The sequence below is a fragment of the Colwellia sp. BRX10-1 genome, from assembly GCF_014077545.1.
Classification (GTDB): Bacteria; Pseudomonadota; Gammaproteobacteria; order Enterobacterales; family Alteromonadaceae; genus Colwellia_A.
Map to the genome: position 1 here is coordinate 57,757 of NZ_JACGWC010000004.1, position 17,148 is coordinate 74,904.

At 39.4% G+C, this 17,148-nt stretch carries 15 protein-coding genes; 5 read left to right on the plus strand and 10 right to left on the minus strand.

All coding sequences use genetic code 11. The annotated features are described in order from the left end of the window. Positions 1-49 precede the first annotated feature (49 nt). Positions 50-1,024, minus strand: a complete 975-nt coding sequence (cysB, locus tag H4J75_RS05410; protein ID WP_182215670.1) for an HTH-type transcriptional regulator CysB — start codon at positions 1,022-1,024, stop codon at positions 50-52. 326 nt (positions 1,025-1,350) lie between these two features. Here cysB and H4J75_RS05415 point away from each other — a divergent pair, with 326 nt between their 5' ends. From H4J75_RS05415 to H4J75_RS05430, 4 genes are all read left to right on the plus strand, one after another. Continuing rightward, a complete protein-coding gene (locus H4J75_RS05415; RefSeq protein ID WP_220465241.1) occupies positions 1,351-2,118 on the plus strand; it encodes a hypothetical protein in 768 nt (255 codons plus the stop codon). Between the two features lie 73 nt (positions 2,119-2,191). Beyond that, positions 2,192-2,575, plus strand: a complete 384-nt coding sequence (locus H4J75_RS05420) for a ribosome recycling factor family protein (protein WP_182215669.1) — start codon at positions 2,192-2,194, stop codon at positions 2,573-2,575. A gap of 78 nt (positions 2,576-2,653) precedes the next feature. Beyond that, positions 2,654-3,187, plus strand: a complete 534-nt coding sequence (locus H4J75_RS05425) for a YaeQ family protein (RefSeq protein WP_182221566.1) — start codon at positions 2,654-2,656, stop codon at positions 3,185-3,187. Between the two features lie 32 nt (positions 3,188-3,219). Beyond that, a complete protein-coding gene (locus H4J75_RS05430; RefSeq protein WP_182221567.1) occupies positions 3,220-4,578 on the plus strand; it encodes a M20/M25/M40 family metallo-hydrolase in 1,359 nt (452 codons plus the stop codon). 107 nt (positions 4,579-4,685) lie between these two features. On the opposite strand, the gene H4J75_RS05435 is transcribed toward H4J75_RS05430, so the two are convergent. Together H4J75_RS05435 and H4J75_RS05440 are read right to left on the minus strand one after the other, a co-directional pair. Continuing rightward, entirely contained in the window at positions 4,686-5,135 is a 450-nt protein-coding gene (locus H4J75_RS05435; protein ID WP_259366328.1) for a GNAT family N-acetyltransferase, read from the minus strand. Continuing rightward, positions 5,125-6,021, minus strand: a complete 897-nt coding sequence (locus tag H4J75_RS05440) for a DMT family transporter (RefSeq protein WP_182221568.1) — start codon at positions 6,019-6,021, stop codon at positions 5,125-5,127. The genes H4J75_RS05435 and H4J75_RS05440 overlap by 11 nt, the downstream gene beginning before the upstream one ends. A gap of 203 nt (positions 6,022-6,224) precedes the next feature. Between H4J75_RS05440 and H4J75_RS05445 the strand changes: the two genes are divergently transcribed. Then, positions 6,225-6,677, plus strand: a complete 453-nt coding sequence (locus tag H4J75_RS05445; RefSeq protein ID WP_182215663.1) for an isoprenylcysteine carboxylmethyltransferase family protein — start codon at positions 6,225-6,227, stop codon at positions 6,675-6,677. A gap of 111 nt (positions 6,678-6,788) precedes the next feature. Here H4J75_RS05445 and H4J75_RS05450 read toward each other — a convergent pair whose 3' ends face one another. From H4J75_RS05450 to lpxB, 7 genes are all read right to left on the minus strand, one after another. Next, entirely contained in the window at positions 6,789-7,358 is a 570-nt protein-coding gene (locus tag H4J75_RS05450) for an alkylphosphonate utilization protein (RefSeq protein ID WP_070374039.1), read from the minus strand. Between the two features lie 317 nt (positions 7,359-7,675). Further along, a complete protein-coding gene (sstT, locus tag H4J75_RS05455; protein ID WP_182221569.1) occupies positions 7,676-8,914 on the minus strand; it encodes a serine/threonine transporter SstT in 1,239 nt (412 codons plus the stop codon). 108 nt (positions 8,915-9,022) lie between these two features. Then, entirely contained in the window at positions 9,023-10,393 is a 1,371-nt protein-coding gene (gene tilS / locus H4J75_RS05460; RefSeq protein ID WP_182221570.1) for a tRNA lysidine(34) synthetase TilS, read from the minus strand. A gap of 133 nt (positions 10,394-10,526) precedes the next feature. Continuing rightward, a complete protein-coding gene (gene accA / locus H4J75_RS05465) occupies positions 10,527-11,483 on the minus strand; it encodes an acetyl-CoA carboxylase carboxyl transferase subunit alpha (protein ID WP_070374042.1) in 957 nt (318 codons plus the stop codon). A gap of 171 nt (positions 11,484-11,654) precedes the next feature. Continuing rightward, entirely contained in the window at positions 11,655-15,212 is a 3,558-nt protein-coding gene (dnaE, locus tag H4J75_RS05470; RefSeq protein WP_182221571.1) for a DNA polymerase III subunit alpha, read from the minus strand. Beyond that, the gene (gene rnhB, locus H4J75_RS05475) at positions 15,212-15,937 is read right to left on the minus strand and encodes a ribonuclease HII (protein ID WP_182215656.1); all 726 of its coding nucleotides are present in this window, start codon (positions 15,935-15,937) and stop codon (positions 15,212-15,214) included. The genes dnaE and rnhB overlap by 1 nt, the downstream gene beginning before the upstream one ends. Next, on the minus strand, positions 15,934-17,136 hold the full coding sequence (lpxB, locus tag H4J75_RS05480; RefSeq protein ID WP_182215654.1) for a lipid-A-disaccharide synthase: 1,203 nt from the start codon (positions 17,134-17,136) through the stop codon (positions 15,934-15,936). The genes rnhB and lpxB overlap by 4 nt, the downstream gene beginning before the upstream one ends. Between the last annotated feature and the right edge of the window lie 12 nt (positions 17,137-17,148).

Here is a 17,148-nt window from a genome sequence, read left to right on the forward strand (position 1 = left end):
ACTGATATCAGTCGCTTTTATGTGGTTATTGATTTATATCGCAGTTGCTTTAACGAACAGGCAATTTAATATTTGCAAACATCTCATCTATTTCAGCATTATTTTTCAATAGAACAGCTTTAGTGACTAAATCACGATTTAAATGAGGAGCAAAACGCTCAATAAAATCAAACATGTAACCACGTAAGAAAGTACCGCGTCTAAAGCCTATTTTAGTGGTACTTGAATTAAATAAATGACTGGCATCAATAGCCACTAAATCACTATCAATTCTAGGGTCGATAGCCATAGTAGCAATTACACCAACGCCAACACCTAAACGCACATATGTTTTAATTACATCAGCATCGGTGGCAGTAAAAGCAATTTTAGGCTCTACTCCAAGACTATTAAAAGCAATATCAAGCTCTGAACGTCCAGTAAAACCGAACACATAAGTCACTAATGAATACTTGGCTAAGTCTTCAATAGTAATGCCTTGTTTTTTAGCTAAGGGATGATCGGGTCGCACTATTATACTGCGATTCCAGTGATAACAAGGTAACATCACTAAATCGTTATATAAGTGTAATGATTCCGTCGCAATGGCAAAATCTGCGTCACCTTTGCCTGCGGCATCACTAATTTGCGCTGGCGTTCCCTGAGACATTTGCAAAGAAACTTTTGAATACTTTTTCATAAAGCCTTTGATCACTTCAGGCAATGCATATCGCGCTTGGGTATGCGTGGTTGATATACGTAATTTACCTTCATCGGGTTGAGTATGCTCACGCGCAACCGCTTTAATCGCTTCAACTTTGGAGAGAATTTCTGTGGCAATATTAATAACTTCATTGCCAGGGGCAGTAACATGCGTTAAATGTTTGCCACTGCGGCCGAATATTTGAATACCGAGTTCATCTTCTAGCATGCGAACTTGCTTGCTTATGCCCGGTTGAGAGGTGAATAAACTTTCTGCTGTTGCAGAGACATTTAAATTATTGTTGAGTACTTCAACAATATAGCGCAGTTGTTGCAGTTTCATAATTATACTTCAAAATTTTTTATGCTGATTGCTTATGCAAAAAATATATACTTAAATGAAGACTTATTCCATATTAATTTTCATTATTCTGCTTATATACGAGATTTAATTTAAAAATGTAGGATTATTACAACAAAAACCACATAACTAAGTTAAAAATGGCTTTTATAGGAAAAAATGAAGTTTTTTATTCAAAATAAAAAGTTATATAAATAGCCTTCATTAGTATCAGAGATAAAAGGTTGATATAAGGCTATGCTAATGTGTCCATTTTTTGTAGACTGCATAAAAGATATTTCTATTTTAACAGACGAGTAGTTAACATTATGGGCATTATCATTGCTTTAATTATCGCATTAATCATTATAGTTGTGAGTGTTGGCGCAATTCAACAGCACAAAGAAAAACAAGAAAAAGACAAACGCACAAAAGCGGCTAAGCAAAAAGCAATTATAGATGAAAGTGAAGACCTTATTCTACATCTTGCTAACCTGCCCAGTAATCCTGGCATCGTCAACATTCTTAATCGACGCAGTTTAACCGCAGCAAAAGCGATGAGATCAATTTTACCTGATTCAAAACAAATTAAAGGTAAAGTGAATGAAATTGAGGCAAGATTAAAGGCGTCTCAAGAACTTGCGGCTTCAACTTCAGGACAAGAGGAGCCATTCCTTCTCCCTGATAATGAACAACAACTCGTCAGTATTTTGCAATGTATTAAAAAATTACGAGCTACACTTAAGTCAGAGCAAGTAAAAGGAGCTTTAGACGCACAAACATTTACCCATGAAGATAAAAAGCTTGATGCTATGCAACTACAGATTGGTGTTGAAAGCCTGCTAAAACGTGGCAATATGGCTTACCAAAAAGAAATGTTAGGTTCAGCGCGCCAATATTTTGAGAAAGCTTTGCAAACATTGTCCGCTCATCCTTCGCAAACAGAATATACCGTCAGTAAAAAAGCTGAGGTTGAGATCCAACTTGAAGAAATAACCGATGCACTTAAAAGCACTAATGCTAAAGATGCGGCGAAAAAAGCCAAAGATCAAGAAGATGATTTAGACTTATTATTTCAACCGAAGAAAAAATGGTAATCAACTATTATTAGTAAACTGAAACCAGCATTTTGCTGGTTTTTTTATTCTCTGTTAACGTTACTCGCTCCTTATGAAAACATCGCCAAATCATATACCTGTCATTAATCTGCCCTCATTGCTTAGAAAAGTAATAAAAGCTTATGCGTTAAAAGCAGGAATAAGAGCTAGTGGCTGTGAACTTTATAGAATTGGCCGTTCACGCAATTGGCAGCTCAAAGCTAGCTTTGAACAACTAGAACACGTTGTCGCTTTTATACAAGACTCAGAAGAGCCGAGTTGGCAGTGGCTAGTTAATTACTTAATGAGTCAAAGGCAGGCACTTAGTCACGATGAACTTATGCGTATTGCTAAATTAAAGTCAGACATTACTGTTAACCAATTGATGGCTCGCACTGATTGTACGATTGCTGAAGCCAGAAAAGTCATTGATGAATTAGAGTGGTTGGTCGAATAAAAGCACTTACCTGCTGTATTCCTTGATGTTATACGAGTATTATAAGCTTAATTAGCATTTCTTACTTTACGGATAATCATGGCACTAAAAGCAACAATAAATAAAGCCAGTATACAACTGTCAGATATGGACAGAAATTACTACGATACCCTCAATTTAACCATCGCCCAACATCCTTCAGAAACAGATATTCGTATGATGGTGCGCTTGTTAGCTTTTATTTTAAATGCAAATGAACATTTGCAGTTTGGTAAAGGTGTGAGTGACGAAGAAGAAGCGGCTCTGTGGCAAATTAATTACTCTGAAGTTATTGAGCTATGGATAGAGCTTGGGCAACTGGATGAAAAACGTCTCAAAAAAGCCTGTAATCGTGCCCAAAAAGTGATTCTTTATGCTTATGGCAGCAGTGCTGAAACCTGGTGGAAACAGTCGCAAAACAAATTACGTCTACTCAATAAACTTTCCATTGAGCTCATTAGCCAAGAAACCTGTGATGCATTAGCAAAACTTGCTAGTCGCTCTATGGACTTTCAGTGCAGTATCCAAGATGGCCAATTATGGTTAACTGCCGGTGATGAAACACTGTTAATTGAGACAACAAAATTACAATAATTAATACCAACATGGATAGGGAAATAATAAGCATGAAAAGTCACCTTACTAAAAGCCGCTTAACTTTAGCTCTTTTTACTGGCATTACACTCCTTTCTGCATGCAGTGAGCCTGAAGCACCTAAAGCCAAAATTGCTGAAATGTCATCGGAACAAGTTATTAAAGATATTACTTATCTCGCAAGTGACGATTTAAAAGGCCGAGCCAGCTTCTCTGTTGGTATTGACCAAGCGGGTGATTATATTAGCCAAAGGTTTACCGAAATTGGACTAAGCCCAATGGTAGGCAATAAAGATTTCAAACAAACATTTAATGTAACCAGTATTATGCCAACAGCATTAACGGTGACCTTAAATGGTAAGACTATTGCTGACGCTAACTTAGGCATGGCAAGTACTATGGCCACGCTTTCATGGCAGAGCCTTGAAAATGTTAACACCCATATTATTGCTGAAGCGGATGATATGCGCGCGGCCCTTGGTAAAATGAATAATGACGGTGGCCAGCATCTGGTTATTATCCATAGCGCTCACGCTAAAACCTTTGCCGGTTACCGAGGTTACTTTCAACGAGGCTTAACTAAGCTTAACCTTGAGCACCAAGGGGCTATTGTTATGGTTTTAGCCGATGATAATGAAATTACCACGGTAGACGTTAACGCGAGTACTTCGATAACTGAAAAAACCTTAACCAATATTGTTGCGATACTACCGGGTAAAGATAAAAATCCAGCGACAGCAAAAGAAGTGGTTTTATATTCATCACACTATGATCATTTAGGTGTAACGGCTGATGGTAAAGAGGTTTTTAATGGTGCTGATGACGATGCGTCGGGCACCTCTGCTGTTATTAATCTGGCACAACACTATGCCCATCAAGGTGAGAACAAAAGAACCTTAATGTTTAGTGCTTTTACCGCCGAAGAAATTGGTGGCTTTGGCTCTAAATATTTTTCACAACAATTAGATCCTAACAACGTTGTGGCAATGATAAACATTGAGATGATAGGTAAACCTTCAAAGTTTGGCGCTGGTTCAGTTTGGATGACAGGAATGGAGCGTTCAAATTTAGGTGAATTACTTAACGTCAGCTTAGCGGCTAAAAACAGTGAGATTTACCAAGACCCTTACCCTGAACAGGGTTTATTTTATCGTTCAGACAATGCAACACTTGCGCGTTTAGGTGTTCCAGCTCACAGTTTTAGTAGTACCCAACTTGATAAAGACCAGCATTATCATAAAACGTCTGATGATATTAGCAGCCTAGACTTAGCGTCGATGTATCAGGTTATTGAGTCGTTATCAGTCGCTACGCAAGGACTAGTTGATGGCAGTATTACCCCAACACGTATTGATGTAAACACCGTTCGAGCGAGTGGTAAAATCTATTAAGTTTGATCGTTCATCCTGAACATCGTCACTCCTTGCCATCCGTGGCATCGTGACATACCGTTCATCCTGAACATAAGGTCAGTGATTTGTTAATTACTGGCCTTATTTTATTGTAACCAGCACATTTGATATTCAACTTCATTCTGGCCAGTGACAACAAAACCATGGCGTAAATATAAAGAAATAACCGGATTTGCTAACAAAACATTTAATGTTATTGGTAGTTTTAACTCTTTTGCTTTTCTTTTAATTAAGGCTAAAACCTTACCACCAATTCCTTTTCCTTGATGTATTGGTATGATTTGTAGCTGCCTGATGTGTAACTTATCCGCTAAAACTGCTATTTTTATTAAGCCTATCGGGGCATTGTTCATCAAGATAATAGTTGAATCTGCAAAAAATTCATTCACTCGTGCAAGGTGTTGCTGATCAGATAAATCCAAACCTGCGGCAATAAGATGTTCACCCATTGAGGCTTTTCTTAATTGTAATAAATAGCCTATATCACTCTGCTGGGCTTGTCGAAATCCTATGGTTACTTTTTCATCAGTGAGCATATTTATTACGATGGTGTTTAATCACTAAATCGCCCCATTGATAAATAGCTAAACCAGCAATGATAGCTAATGCGCCAACGATTAAATTAATATTAATTGTTTCATTATTTAATAGTAACCCCAGTGAAATGGCAATCACTGGGGTGATCATAGTGATCAATGCCACCGTACTCGCTTTTAGGCGTTGTAATATATAGAAATAAGCAATAAAGCCCACTAAAGAGCCAATAACACCAAGATAAACGACACTTAATATTGATTTGTTACTCCATGTTTGATGCGCAATATTGCCATCGAAAATAAGCCAAACTAAGATAAATAAAGGCAGACTTAATAATAGTGAACCTAGGGTTGTTGCCATAGGGTTTATAGCAACTTCAACACTTTTTACCAATACACCACTTAAACTAAAAAATGAAACAGCAATCAATACCGCGATAATGCCAATATATCCATCATCTTTAAGTGATATTTTATCAAAACATACCGTAGCTAAGCCGCAAATAGCGATCGCCAATGCTATTTTTTTTGCTGGTGATAATGCAGACTCAGCCAAAATGCGCTGACTTAGTACCCCAGATAAAATAGGTGCCAAGCCGAACATTAACGACATCAGCCCAGAAGAAATGTAGCCAGCGGCTAAATACGCAAATAACATCCCGCCAAAAATACCTATCGCTGAAAAACTATAAAGTTTAAGCGCACTTTTATGCCAAGGAAGCTCAATACGAAAAGCCTTCAGTATTAACCAGCCAGGTACAACCGCAATCAGCATCCGCAACAAAACCGCTAAGGTTGGATGAATAGTTTCACTGCTCCACACTATCGCTAGTGGTGTTGTTGACCAGATAAGAATAACGGCAAAATAAGCGATGGGGACTGACATTTCATAAATCCTTTATCGGTACTATATTGAAAATTTAACAGGAAGAAAGCTAAATAAACATAACGAGTATACAAATGAACAATGGCGATATTATCTGACTACGTCAATAACACCTAAAAATAAACTTATCGAATAGTGTGCTTAATAACCACTAATACCTGCTAAAATAACAGCCAATAAACTTTTTAAGCTTAAGGTAAATCATGGAGTTAAAAGTAATACCCGTTGTGCAGATATTAATAGCCGTGTTATTAATGATGATTTTTTATAAAATATCACCCGATCTCACCTTGAGCTGGCCGGCTCATGTGCCAGTTGCCCTCGCGCTGTTATTTATCGCGATAGTTGTGGGCCTTTGTGCAATAGTCAGTTTTAAAAAACACAAAACAACTGTTAACCCCACTAAACCAGAAACAAGCTCAACCGTGGTAAGTTCTGGTATATATTCATTTTCAAGAAATCCAATGTATTTAGCCATGCTGATTTCACTGATCTCGCTCGCTTATTACTTACAACATTTAGCATCTTTACCTATTATTTTAATATTTATTGGCTACATGACACGTTTTCAAATAATCCCCGAAGAAAAAATGTTAACAAAAATATTTGGTCAACAATACCGTGATTATCAGCTAAAAGTAAGACGTTGGTTATAAACGATATGAGTAAGACAGTAAAACCGCAATGTTGGGGCTTTACTGACTTACTTTGATGCTTTTTTTGACTTTACATAGCTTTTTAAGGCGATTATAAACAGCAAGTTTTGCTTAAGCTTTTTTCAGATACGCCGAGACTAAAACAATACGTGTACCGTTAACTTTTCCTTCAATATGCTCAGGATTATCCGTTAAGGTAATGCCACGCACCATAGTGCCCTGCTTAGCCGTAAAGTTAGCGCCTTTAACTTTTAAATCTTTAATCAAGGTAACATCGTCGCCATCTTGTAAATCAGTGCCATTACTGTCTCTTGTTGGCCCCTCTCGCTCAGCAGCGGCAATGCCTTGCTCAGCCCAAGTTTTAACATCATCTTCCATGTAAATCATTTCTAAAGCGTCTTGTGCCCAACTCTCTGCTGACAGTTTATGAAGCAAGCGATACGACATAACTTGCACAGCAGGTTCTTGATTCCACATACTGTCGTTCAAACAGCGCCAGTGACTTACATCCATTGCAGTGTCACCATTAATTTGTGCTGTGCATGTAGCACATAGATATACACATTGCTGAGCACTTAAGTCGCTGGTTGGTGGCACAGGAAACACCGCTAATTGTTCAGTTGACGTACATAATTCACAGCTAGCATTACTGCGTGCTTTTAAGGCATTTTCGGTAGGCATAATATTAATTCACTAATTTTTGAAGAAGATTTTTCGCTATTATGCTCCTAATTCAGTGATTTAAAAAGTGCTGATTAAAAACGGGGAATAATTGACCTGAGCCATTATTTAAAGGCTGCACTTTACTCTGGCTAAAACGTGACCATATAGCTTAGTTGCTGAATACTAAAGTGGCGGTATAGCTCTGTTGCTGAATATTAAAGTGAAAGTATAGCTTTGTTGCAGGGCTATAAAGTGGCAAAAAAGCTATCACCCTTAATTAGCTTCAGGGTCTAAAATCAACCACCTCTATATGAGGTGGTTAACGAAGACTTCATTTATTCTAGATTTTTAGTGATGTGATGCGAAGCGGCTGCGGTGAAAATAACATCGGTAGAGCTATTTAAGGCTGTTTCGGCAGAGTCTTGAATAACACCAATAATAAAACCTATCGCGACTACTTGCATAGCAATATCACTGTCTATACCGAATAAACCACAGGCTAATGGAATAAGTAACAATGAACCACCTGCAACACCAGAGGCACCACAAGCTGATACTGAGGCGATGACACTCAATAAAATAGCAGTTGCAAAGTCAACTTCAATATTTAAAGTATTGGCCGCAGCCAGCGTTAATACCGTAATGGTGATCGCCGCACCAGCCATATTAATGGTGGCACCTAAAGGAATAGAAACCGAATAGGTATCTTCATGTAAATCAAGTTTTTCACACAGTTCCATGTTAACCGGAATATTTGCTGCAGAGCTACGCGTAAAGAAAGCGGTAATGCCGGATTCTTTTAAGCAAGTAAAGACTAGCGGATAAGGGTTTTTACGCGTAATAAAATAAACAATCAGCGGGTTAACCACTAAAGCAATAATAACCATAGAACCCAAAAGTAACAGTACTAAGTGTCTAAACTCACCTAAGGTATCAAAGCCTGTGGTCGCAACCGTATTAGCGACTAAGCCCATAATACCTAAAGGTGCAAAACGAATAACCAATTTAACAACACTTGAAATTGCTTCGGCTAAATCATGAACCATAACCTTCGTTGATTCACTGCCTTTTTTCAACGCAAAACCTAAGCCTAAGCCCCACGCTAAAATGCCAATAAAGTTTCCAGTAACAACTGCATTGAACGGATTATCAACAATTTTAAACGCTAAGGTTGATAAGACTTCACCTAGTCCTTGTGGCGGATTAGCACTTGCGCCAACAATATCTAATGTTAATTGCACCGGGAACGCAAAGCTTAGTGCTACAGCAACCAGCGCAGCACTTATTGTGCCGAGTAAATAAAGCCCAACAATCGGTTTTAAGTTAGCATCGCTATTTTGTTTTTGGTTAGCAATAGATGAAGCGACTAAAACTAACACCAAAATAGGAGCAACCGCTTTTAGTGCACTAACAAATAAACTGCCGAGTATTGAAAATGACTGTGCAACTTCAGGTAAAACAAGCGCTAAAACAATACCAACAACAAGTGCAATAATGATTTGATTGACGATGTTAATAGCTTTTAGCTTACCAAAAAGTGATGTTTTTTCTACAGAGGTATTTTGTGTTGTCATAGTTTGTCTTATTTTAGTTATTGTTTTTGTTATTAAGATAACGCATCGATGAAAGATTTTTACCACTTATGCACCGACACTGTCTAGTTTATTCGTTACACGGTACCTTTAAAGAGGCAGTTGACCATGCCATGATAGCGTAAATGCTGAGTCACTGTTCTCGGCTAGATAGCGCTGACAAACAAACTGTCCGACTACCGCAACCAACTCATTATCATAAAAGATAAAAGGTAACCTTTTTCTCTGCCATGTTGGTATAGCAAGCTCTTGTAAGACTTTCTTTAATGGTCTTGAATGCTGTCGATATTGTGGCAAACACCTTGGGTTTTCGTGAGAAAAACTAATCGTCACTTTTTGTTGCTCTGCCGGTTTTTTTATCACCGACTGCCAGTCACTGTTTTCTTGTACTTGTGCTGATAAATTCGAAAAACTTAACCAACCTAATTGATCGGGAAGACAAACATCTAACGGTTTATCATCGGCTAACAGCGCTAATGCTAGGTTTTGTTGCCACAGCGACAGGTCCTGATAGATACCCGTTAGATGTAACTCACCTTGATAACGTCTGATGCAACACTCAGCTAATTGCACAACTGGCGACTTATCCGCTTGTGCATTAAGCTGCTGGCATATTTGCATTAGTTGCTTTTGGCTTGGCATTAAAAATCCATGGCAAGATAAAAAATAGCGCAATAGATTTTTAAGACGTGCTTCGCTGAGCTTATTTAAATCAACAACACTCAGCTTATTAGCTGAAGACTGGCAAGCAATTAAATCTTGCTGCGCTAATTCATCGAGTAATTGTTGTGCTTCAAAGCAATGTTCAGCACTGCGTGCAATCGTCTTATTGATGCTTGGCCAACGTTGATTTAACTTAGGTAAAATTTGATGGCGGAGAAAGTTTCTGTCGAAACGCTCATCCGTATTCGATTCATCTTCTATCCAAACTAAGCCATACTCTTTCGCATAGGCTTCAATATCGGCTCGTGAAATAGTTAATAACGGTCTGACCAGTAATTGCTGCCCCAACATCATTTCACTTTGCATCGCTGAGAGCCCTTTCAAACCTGCGCCTCTTTTTAGGGCGAGTAGAAAAGTTTCAGCCTGATCGTCACTGTGATGACCAGTAACAATTAAATCACCGGCTTTAGCTACTGATTTTAGTGCTTGATAGCGGGCATCGCGGGCAAGCGCTTCTAAGCTTTTTTGGGCAACAGCTTGCACGTTTACTTCAATAATGTCTAACGGCAGGCCAAATAGTTGGCATTGTGCTTTAGCAAAGGCTTGCCATTTAACGGCATTAACACTCAAGCCATGATTAACATGACAAACACGAATATCGCTATTAATAGCATGTTGTGTTTTTAAAGCACCAAGGCAATGTAACAGCACTTGAGAGTCGATACCGCCACTGTAGGCAATAAGCAGTGATTTTTGAGGGTGGTTGGAAAAAAAATCTATTAAGGTCTGTTTAATCATAGAATACTTGGTTAATTGACACTGAAAACAAAAAAACTGTAGCCTTAACTTAGAGATAGAATCAGTAAGATAAGGCTACAACTTCATCAGCAAAGCATTCAATACTACTTTGCTCGTGTCGATTTATAACAACTTAACAATAACCGAAAGACATTAATCTGTCATAACGTTTTTCAATTAACTCTTCTTTTGACAAGCCTTCTAGTTCGGCAAGATTTGATTTTAATTCTTGCTTTAAGTTAGCCGCCATAATATCCATATCACGATGTGCACCACCTAATGGCTCTTCAACGATATTATCGATAAGTTCTAATTCTTTAATACGCGTAGCGGTAATACCCATAGCGGCAGCGGCAGTAGGTGCTTTTTCAGCAGTTTTCCACAAGATTGATGCACAACCTTCAGGAGATATTACCGAGTAAGTAGAATATTTCAGCATGTTGACACGGTCACCAACACCAATCGCTAATGCACCACCAGAACCACCTTCACCAATAACCGTACAAACAATCGGCACGGTTAAACGTGACATAACCTTTAAGTTCATCGCTATCGCTTCACTTTGGCCGCGCTCTTCTGCGCCTATTCCCGGGTAGGCACCAGGAGTGTCAATAAAGGTAATAATGGGCATATTAAAACGTTCAGCCATTTGCATTAAGCGTAAGGCTTTACGGTAACCTTCTGGACGAGGCATACCAAAGTTACGTTTAACTTTTTCTGCTGTTGAACGCCCTTTTTGATGACCAATAATCATCACAGGTTTACCGTCTAAACGCGCAGTACCACCAACAATGGCTCTATCATCCGCATAGTGTCTATCACCGGCAAGCTCGTCGAATTCAGTAAAAATGCGTGGTATGTAATCAAGCGTATAAGGACGCTGAGGATGACGTGCCACACGAGCTGTTTGCCAAGGGTCAAGATTTGCAAAAATCTTTTTGGTTAACTCAGCATTTTTACCGCGTAATTGAGTAATTTGATCTTCAAGGTCAAGATCTAATTCTTGACCGTTATTGACTAATTGTAGCTCTTCAATTTTGGCATCAAGCTCAGCAATAGGCTGCTCGAAATCTAAAAAATTTAATGACATATGATTATTCTTACCTATGTTCTATGCCGTTTTATAACAACAGCATGATTATTCAAATAGAGTACTTAATAATTTTAATTTGATTATTAAGTTGCTAACAAAGCCGTCATCGACCTTGTTATAAATTTTTTATAATGGTTAACAATAAATAACCCTTTAATGCGCCCTAAATTATTTAAACCTTAAAGTAACGTCGCCATCACCTAATAAGGTTCTTAATTCATGTAATAAAGGGTCTGCAGGCGTAACGCGCCATTGTACGCCTAATTCTAGCATAGCTTTTGCTTCATCTCTTTGATAAAACAACCGAACAGGACACGTACCATCCTTATAAGGTGTTAATACCTCGGTAAATTTATCAATAAAACCTGCGCCTGCCTTGTTTTTATTGACATTAATATCTACTGAAGAGACATAGTTTTCACGAGCATCACCAACCGTCATGATATCTCGAGCGGTCATTGTAATGCCTCCGGAGTATTCATCAAAGCTGACCTGTCCGCTACAGACCAAAATAGCATCACTTACCAGCAATTCAGCAAAATTATCATAGTCATCGGGAAAGAGTCTAATGTCCATGCGAGCGCTTTTATCGTCAAGCGTAACTAAGGCCCATCGTCTGCCGCGCTTATTGACCATGACTCTAACACCTAACACTAAACCAACCGCAACCGTGGTTTTGTCTTTACTGGTCGGTTGCAAGCTTACTAACCGTCCAGTCGCATAATGCTTTATTTCACTTAAGAAACGATTAATGGGATGACCGGTTAAATATAAACCTAACGTTTCTTTCTCTGCATTGAGCCAAACTTCTTCAGCCCACATCGGCACATCTTTAAAGGCTTGTCGCGGCTCTGCTGACGCTTCATTAATTAAGCCAAATAAATCATTCTGTCCAACTGCCTGTGCTTTTGCATATTGGTCTGCAGCCTTTATTGCTTCAGGTAATGTTTCAAATAAAACAGCACGATGTGGTACTTCTTTACCGTTGATAGTTTTTTTAGGCCCTAAACTGTCCATGGCCCCAGCTTTAACTAATTTTTCTAAAACACGTTTATTAATTTTTTTAAGATCGAGTCGCGCGCAAAAATCAAAAAGATCGGTAAATTCACCGCCGGCTTCGCGTGCGGCAATAATGGCATCAATAGGACCTTCACCTACACCTTTTACTGCGCCAATACCGTAGACAATTTGATCTTGCTCGTTAACGGTAAATTTATATTGACCGGCATTAACATCAGGAGGCAGTAAATCTATCCCCATATTGCCACATTCATCAACTAGGGTAACAATTTTATCGGTGTTATCTATGTCGGCTGACATTACCGCTGCCATAAATGGTGCAGGGTAATGTGTTTTCATCCATAAGGTTTGATAAGAAACCAAGGCGTAAGCCGCTGAGTGCGATTTATTGAAACCATAACCCGCAAATTTCTCTACCAGATCGAAGATCTTCATCGCAAGTTCGCCGTCAACACCTCGGTTGATCGCGCCTTGCTCAAAGCCATCACGCTGTTTGGCCATTTCTTCAGGTTTTTTCTTACCCATAGCGCGGCGAAGCATATCCGCGCCACCTAACGAGTAACCCGCCAATACTTGCGCAATTTGCATAACCTGTTCTTGATATAAAATAATACCGTAAGTCGGTTCAAGAATAGGCTTTAAGTCAATATGTTGCCAAGTAGCATCCGGATAGCTTACTTCTTCACGACCATGCTTACGTTCAATAAAGTTATCAACCATGCCAGACTGCAATGGCCCCGGTCTAAAGAGCGCAACCAAGGCGATAATATCTTCAAAGCAATCAGGTTTTAATTTGGCAATAAGTGATTTCATACCACTAGATTCGAGCTGAAACACTGCCGTCGTCTCAGATCTTAATAACACTTTAAAACTGGCTGGGTCTTCTAAATTAATCCGGGTAATATCAATAGGCGCTTTGCCTTGTTTTAACAATTTTGCATCAGCCATTTCGATGGCCCACTGCAAAATTGTTAACGTGCGAAGTCCCAAGAAATCAAACTTAACTAAACCGGCATCTTCAACATCATTTTTATCGAACTGAGTTACCGGGTTTTTACCCTCTTCGTCACAGTAAAGTGGCGCAAAGTCGGTAATGGTGGTTGGTGATATAACCACACCACCGGCATGTTTACCGGCATTACGTGTTGTGCCTTCTAAAATACGGCACATATCAATTAAATCTTTGACTTCACTGTCTTGTGCGTAAGCTTCTGGCAACTTAGGCTCTTCTTCAAAGGCCTTGGCTAGTGTCATGCCTGGTGTTGGCGGTATAAGCTTAGAGATGCGGTCAACAAAACCATAAGGGTGACCGAGTACTCGACCAACATCTCGGATAACCGCTTTGGCTGCCATGGTGCCAAAGGTAATAATTTGCGACACGGCATCACGGCCATATAGTTCAGCAACGTGATCAATAACTTCATCACGCCTGTCCATACAGAAATCGATATCAAAATCTGGCATAGAGACACGTTCAGGATTCAAAAAACGTTCAAAGAGCAAATCGTATTCAAGGGGATCTAAGTCGGTAATTTTTTGGGCATAAGCGACCAACGAGCCGGCACCAGAACCACGGCCAGGACCAACAGGAATATTATTATCTTTACTCCACTGAATAAATTCCATCACGATTAAAAAATAACCGGGAAAGCCCATATTGTTAACCACTTTAAGTTCAATGGCTAAACGTTCGTCGTAGGGTTTACGCTTTTCAGCAAAATCTGCTGCGTCTTTATCAAATAAGGTTTCTAAGCGGTCTTGTAAACCTTCTTCAGAGACTTTAACCAAGTAATCTTCTATCGATAAACCTTCTGTTGGAAAATCAGGGAGAACATACTCTCCAAGCCTAACCGTAACATTACAGCGTTTGGCGATTTCAACCGTATTCTCAATCGCTTCAGGGATGTCTGAAAATAACTCACACATTTCCTCTTCAGTTCGAAGGTACTGCTCTTTAGAATATTTTTTCGGGCGACGTTTATCGTTGAGGGTAAAACCATCATGTATGGCAACACGTATTTCATGGGCATCAAAGCGCTTAGGAGAAATAAACATCACTTCGTTCGTCGCTACCACAGGGAGTGACGCTTTTTCTGCCAGCTCGACTGCCAAATGGATATAGTTTTCTTCGTTTTCTCTGTTGGTTCTGATCAGTTCAAGATAAAAGCAATCAGGAAAGTAGCTTTGGTAGAAATCGACCATTTTATTGACCAGCTCGAAATTTCCCTTAATCAGCGCTTTACCAATATCACCTTCGCGACCAGCCGACAATAAAATCAAACCCGGAGCATAGTCAATTAACCAATGCTTATCGATAACCGCCTTGCCTTGAACATGACCCCGAAGGTAGGCTTTAGAAATGAGTTCAGTGAGATTTTTGTAGCCGACATTATTAGTGGCTAAAACAACAATGCGGGAAAGTTCATTCTCTAATTCATCACTTTTAACCCAGAGATCGCAACCAATAATTGGTTTTATACCCGCGCCGTGAGCGGCATGATAATATTTAACCAGACCACAAAGGTTTGTTTGGTCGGTTAGCGCGATAGCTGGCATCCCTAAAGCTGAGGCTTTGGCGACAATAGGTTTTACTTTATTTAAACCATCACATAATGAATAGTCACTGTGCACTCGCAAATGAATAAATTTTGGTTGAGCTTTGACTGACACTAATTCGGCTGCATCAACTAATACTTGCTCTGACATTAACACTTCACCTGAGAGTCTTCTTGTTTAGTTTTTGTCGGTAAAACACCCTGCATAGCAATAACTTGTGCTACTGGCTTAAAGCTTGCTCGGTAGCAATCAAGTACACCGTGCTCTACTATTTTTTCTAAATGGGCTTTGGTTGGGTAACCTTTATGTTTTGCAAAACCATACTCGGGATGTAATTCATCTAAAGCGAGCATTTCATCATCTCGAACAACTTTTGCAAGAATTGATGCCGCACTTATTTCACTAACCCGATCATCGCCTTTAACCACAGATTGGCTAGCAATGTTGCCGTTCACCTGCATAAAAATAGGGCAACGATTACCATCAACTAAAACATAATCAGGTGTTACTGATAAATCTTGTACTGCTCGCTGCATCGCTAACATAGTGGCATGAAGAATATTTAAGGTGTCTATTTCTTCCGGGCTTGCTCTTCCAACAGCCCAAGCAATAGCTTTTTCTTTGATTTCCACCGCAAGTAACTGACGCTTTTTATCTGATAGTTTTTTTGAATCCATTAAACCTTCAATAGGGTTTTCGGGATCAAGAATAACCGCCGCGGTAACAACGTCACCCACCAAAGGTCCTCGCCCAACCTCATCGACTCCTGCGATACAGTAAGCAATAGGGTATTCAAAAGGTGGGAAAATCTTTTTAGCTTTTGCCACTTTCTTACGGGGGGTTAAACTGGTATCGCTTACCGCTTCATTACTCATTTTGACATTAGATCCATTACAGCTTTCGCCGCTTCTTGACTGGCATTTTGTTTTAAAGCGAGATGAATTTTCATATATTCATCTTCAAGTGACGATTGGTCTTGGTATAAACGTTCTTTAACTAACGGCACAATGTTATCAACGCTGACTTTACCTTGCAGTAATTCAGGTACCAGTGTTTTTTTCGTCAATAAATTAGGTAATGAAAACCATTCTAATTTTACTAGGCCTTTAAACATGTGATAAGTAAAAGCATTGAACTTATAGCAAATCACCATGGGGCGTTTAACTAACGCAGCTTCCAGTGTTACCGTACCTGAGGCCATGAGTAAACAATCACTGGCAGCCATCACTTGTTGGGTTTTATTAGTAATAATTGTTACCGCTAAATTTGGCGCTATCTTTTCTTTCAATTGGCTAAATTGTTCGGTTCTCTTATCGCTGATCATCGGCACAACAAAATGTAATTGTGGGTCTTGTGCTAAAAGTTGTACCGCAGAAAGTAAGAAAGGCTCGGTTAATCGAGATAACTCACCACCACGACTACCAGGCATAAGCGCAAGTATTTTTTTATCAAGCGGTAAGTTGAGTGCTTGTCTCGCTTCACGCTTATCCGAATGAAATGGAATGTCGTCTGCTAGCGGATGGCCGACAAAAGTACAGGGCACTTCATATTTATCATAGAAATCTTTTTCAAAAGGCAATAACGACAGCACCATATCGGTAGCCGCTTCAATGGTAAAAATACGCTTTTCACGCCAAGCCCAAACAGATGGGCTAACGTAATGAACTGTTTTAATACCCGCTTTCTTTAGTTGTCTTTCTAGCCTTAAATTAAAATCGGGTGCATCGATGCCAATAAACACATCGGGTCTATTATTAATAAACTGCGCGGCTAAACAGTCTTTGACATGAAATAAGCGTTTGAGGCGGCCCAATACTTCAAAAATGCCCATCACGGAAAGCTCTTCCATTTCAAACAAACTTTCGAAACCCAAAGCTTGCATTTTTGGACCACCAATACCGATAAACTTGGCATTAGGATAGACAGATATTAGAGAGCTCATAAGACCAGCGCCGAGCGTATCGCCAGAATGCTCGCCAACAACAAGCCCAAACACGGGCGATTGTTGAGCAGTTGAACTATTTATAATGGGTGATGTTTGGAGAATAGCCTGTTTTTCTACTGTTTTTGTCATTAACCTTTACTC

Bases quoted from the DNA above. Each gene is read 5' to 3' on its own strand.
- cysB (WP_182215670.1), bottom strand. From the start codon at position 1,024: ATGAAACTGCAACAACTGCGCTATATTGTTGAAGTACTCAACAATAAT.
- H4J75_RS05415 (WP_220465241.1), top strand. From the start codon at position 1,351: ATGGGCATTATCATTGCTTTAATTATCGCATTAATCATTATAGTTGTG.
- H4J75_RS05420 (WP_182215669.1), top strand. From the start codon at position 2,192: ATGAAAACATCGCCAAATCATATACCTGTCATTAATCTGCCCTCATTG.
- H4J75_RS05425 (WP_182221566.1), top strand. From the start codon at position 2,654: ATGGCACTAAAAGCAACAATAAATAAAGCCAGTATACAACTGTCAGAT.
- H4J75_RS05430 (WP_182221567.1), top strand. From the start codon at position 3,220: ATGAAAAGTCACCTTACTAAAAGCCGCTTAACTTTAGCTCTTTTTACT.
- H4J75_RS05435 (WP_259366328.1), bottom strand. From the start codon at position 5,135: ATGCTCACTGATGAAAAAGTAACCATAGGATTTCGACAAGCCCAGCAG.
- H4J75_RS05440 (WP_182221568.1), bottom strand. From the start codon at position 6,021: ATGTCAGTCCCCATCGCTTATTTTGCCGTTATTCTTATCTGGTCAACA.
- H4J75_RS05445 (WP_182215663.1), top strand. From the start codon at position 6,225: ATGGAGTTAAAAGTAATACCCGTTGTGCAGATATTAATAGCCGTGTTA.
- H4J75_RS05450 (WP_070374039.1), bottom strand. From the start codon at position 7,358: ATGCCTACCGAAAATGCCTTAAAAGCACGCAGTAATGCTAGCTGTGAA.
- sstT (WP_182221569.1), bottom strand. From the start codon at position 8,914: ATGACAACACAAAATACCTCTGTAGAAAAAACATCACTTTTTGGTAAG.
- tilS (WP_182221570.1), bottom strand. From the start codon at position 10,393: ATGATTAAACAGACCTTAATAGATTTTTTTTCCAACCACCCTCAAAAA.
- accA (WP_070374042.1), bottom strand. From the start codon at position 11,483: ATGTCATTAAATTTTTTAGATTTCGAGCAGCCTATTGCTGAGCTTGAT.
- dnaE (WP_182221571.1), bottom strand. From the start codon at position 15,212: ATGTCAGAGCAAGTATTAGTTGATGCAGCCGAATTAGTGTCAGTCAAA.
- rnhB (WP_182215656.1), bottom strand. From the start codon at position 15,937: ATGAGTAATGAAGCGGTAAGCGATACCAGTTTAACCCCCCGTAAGAAA.
- lpxB (WP_182215654.1), bottom strand. From the start codon at position 17,136: ATGACAAAAACAGTAGAAAAACAGGCTATTCTCCAAACATCACCCATT.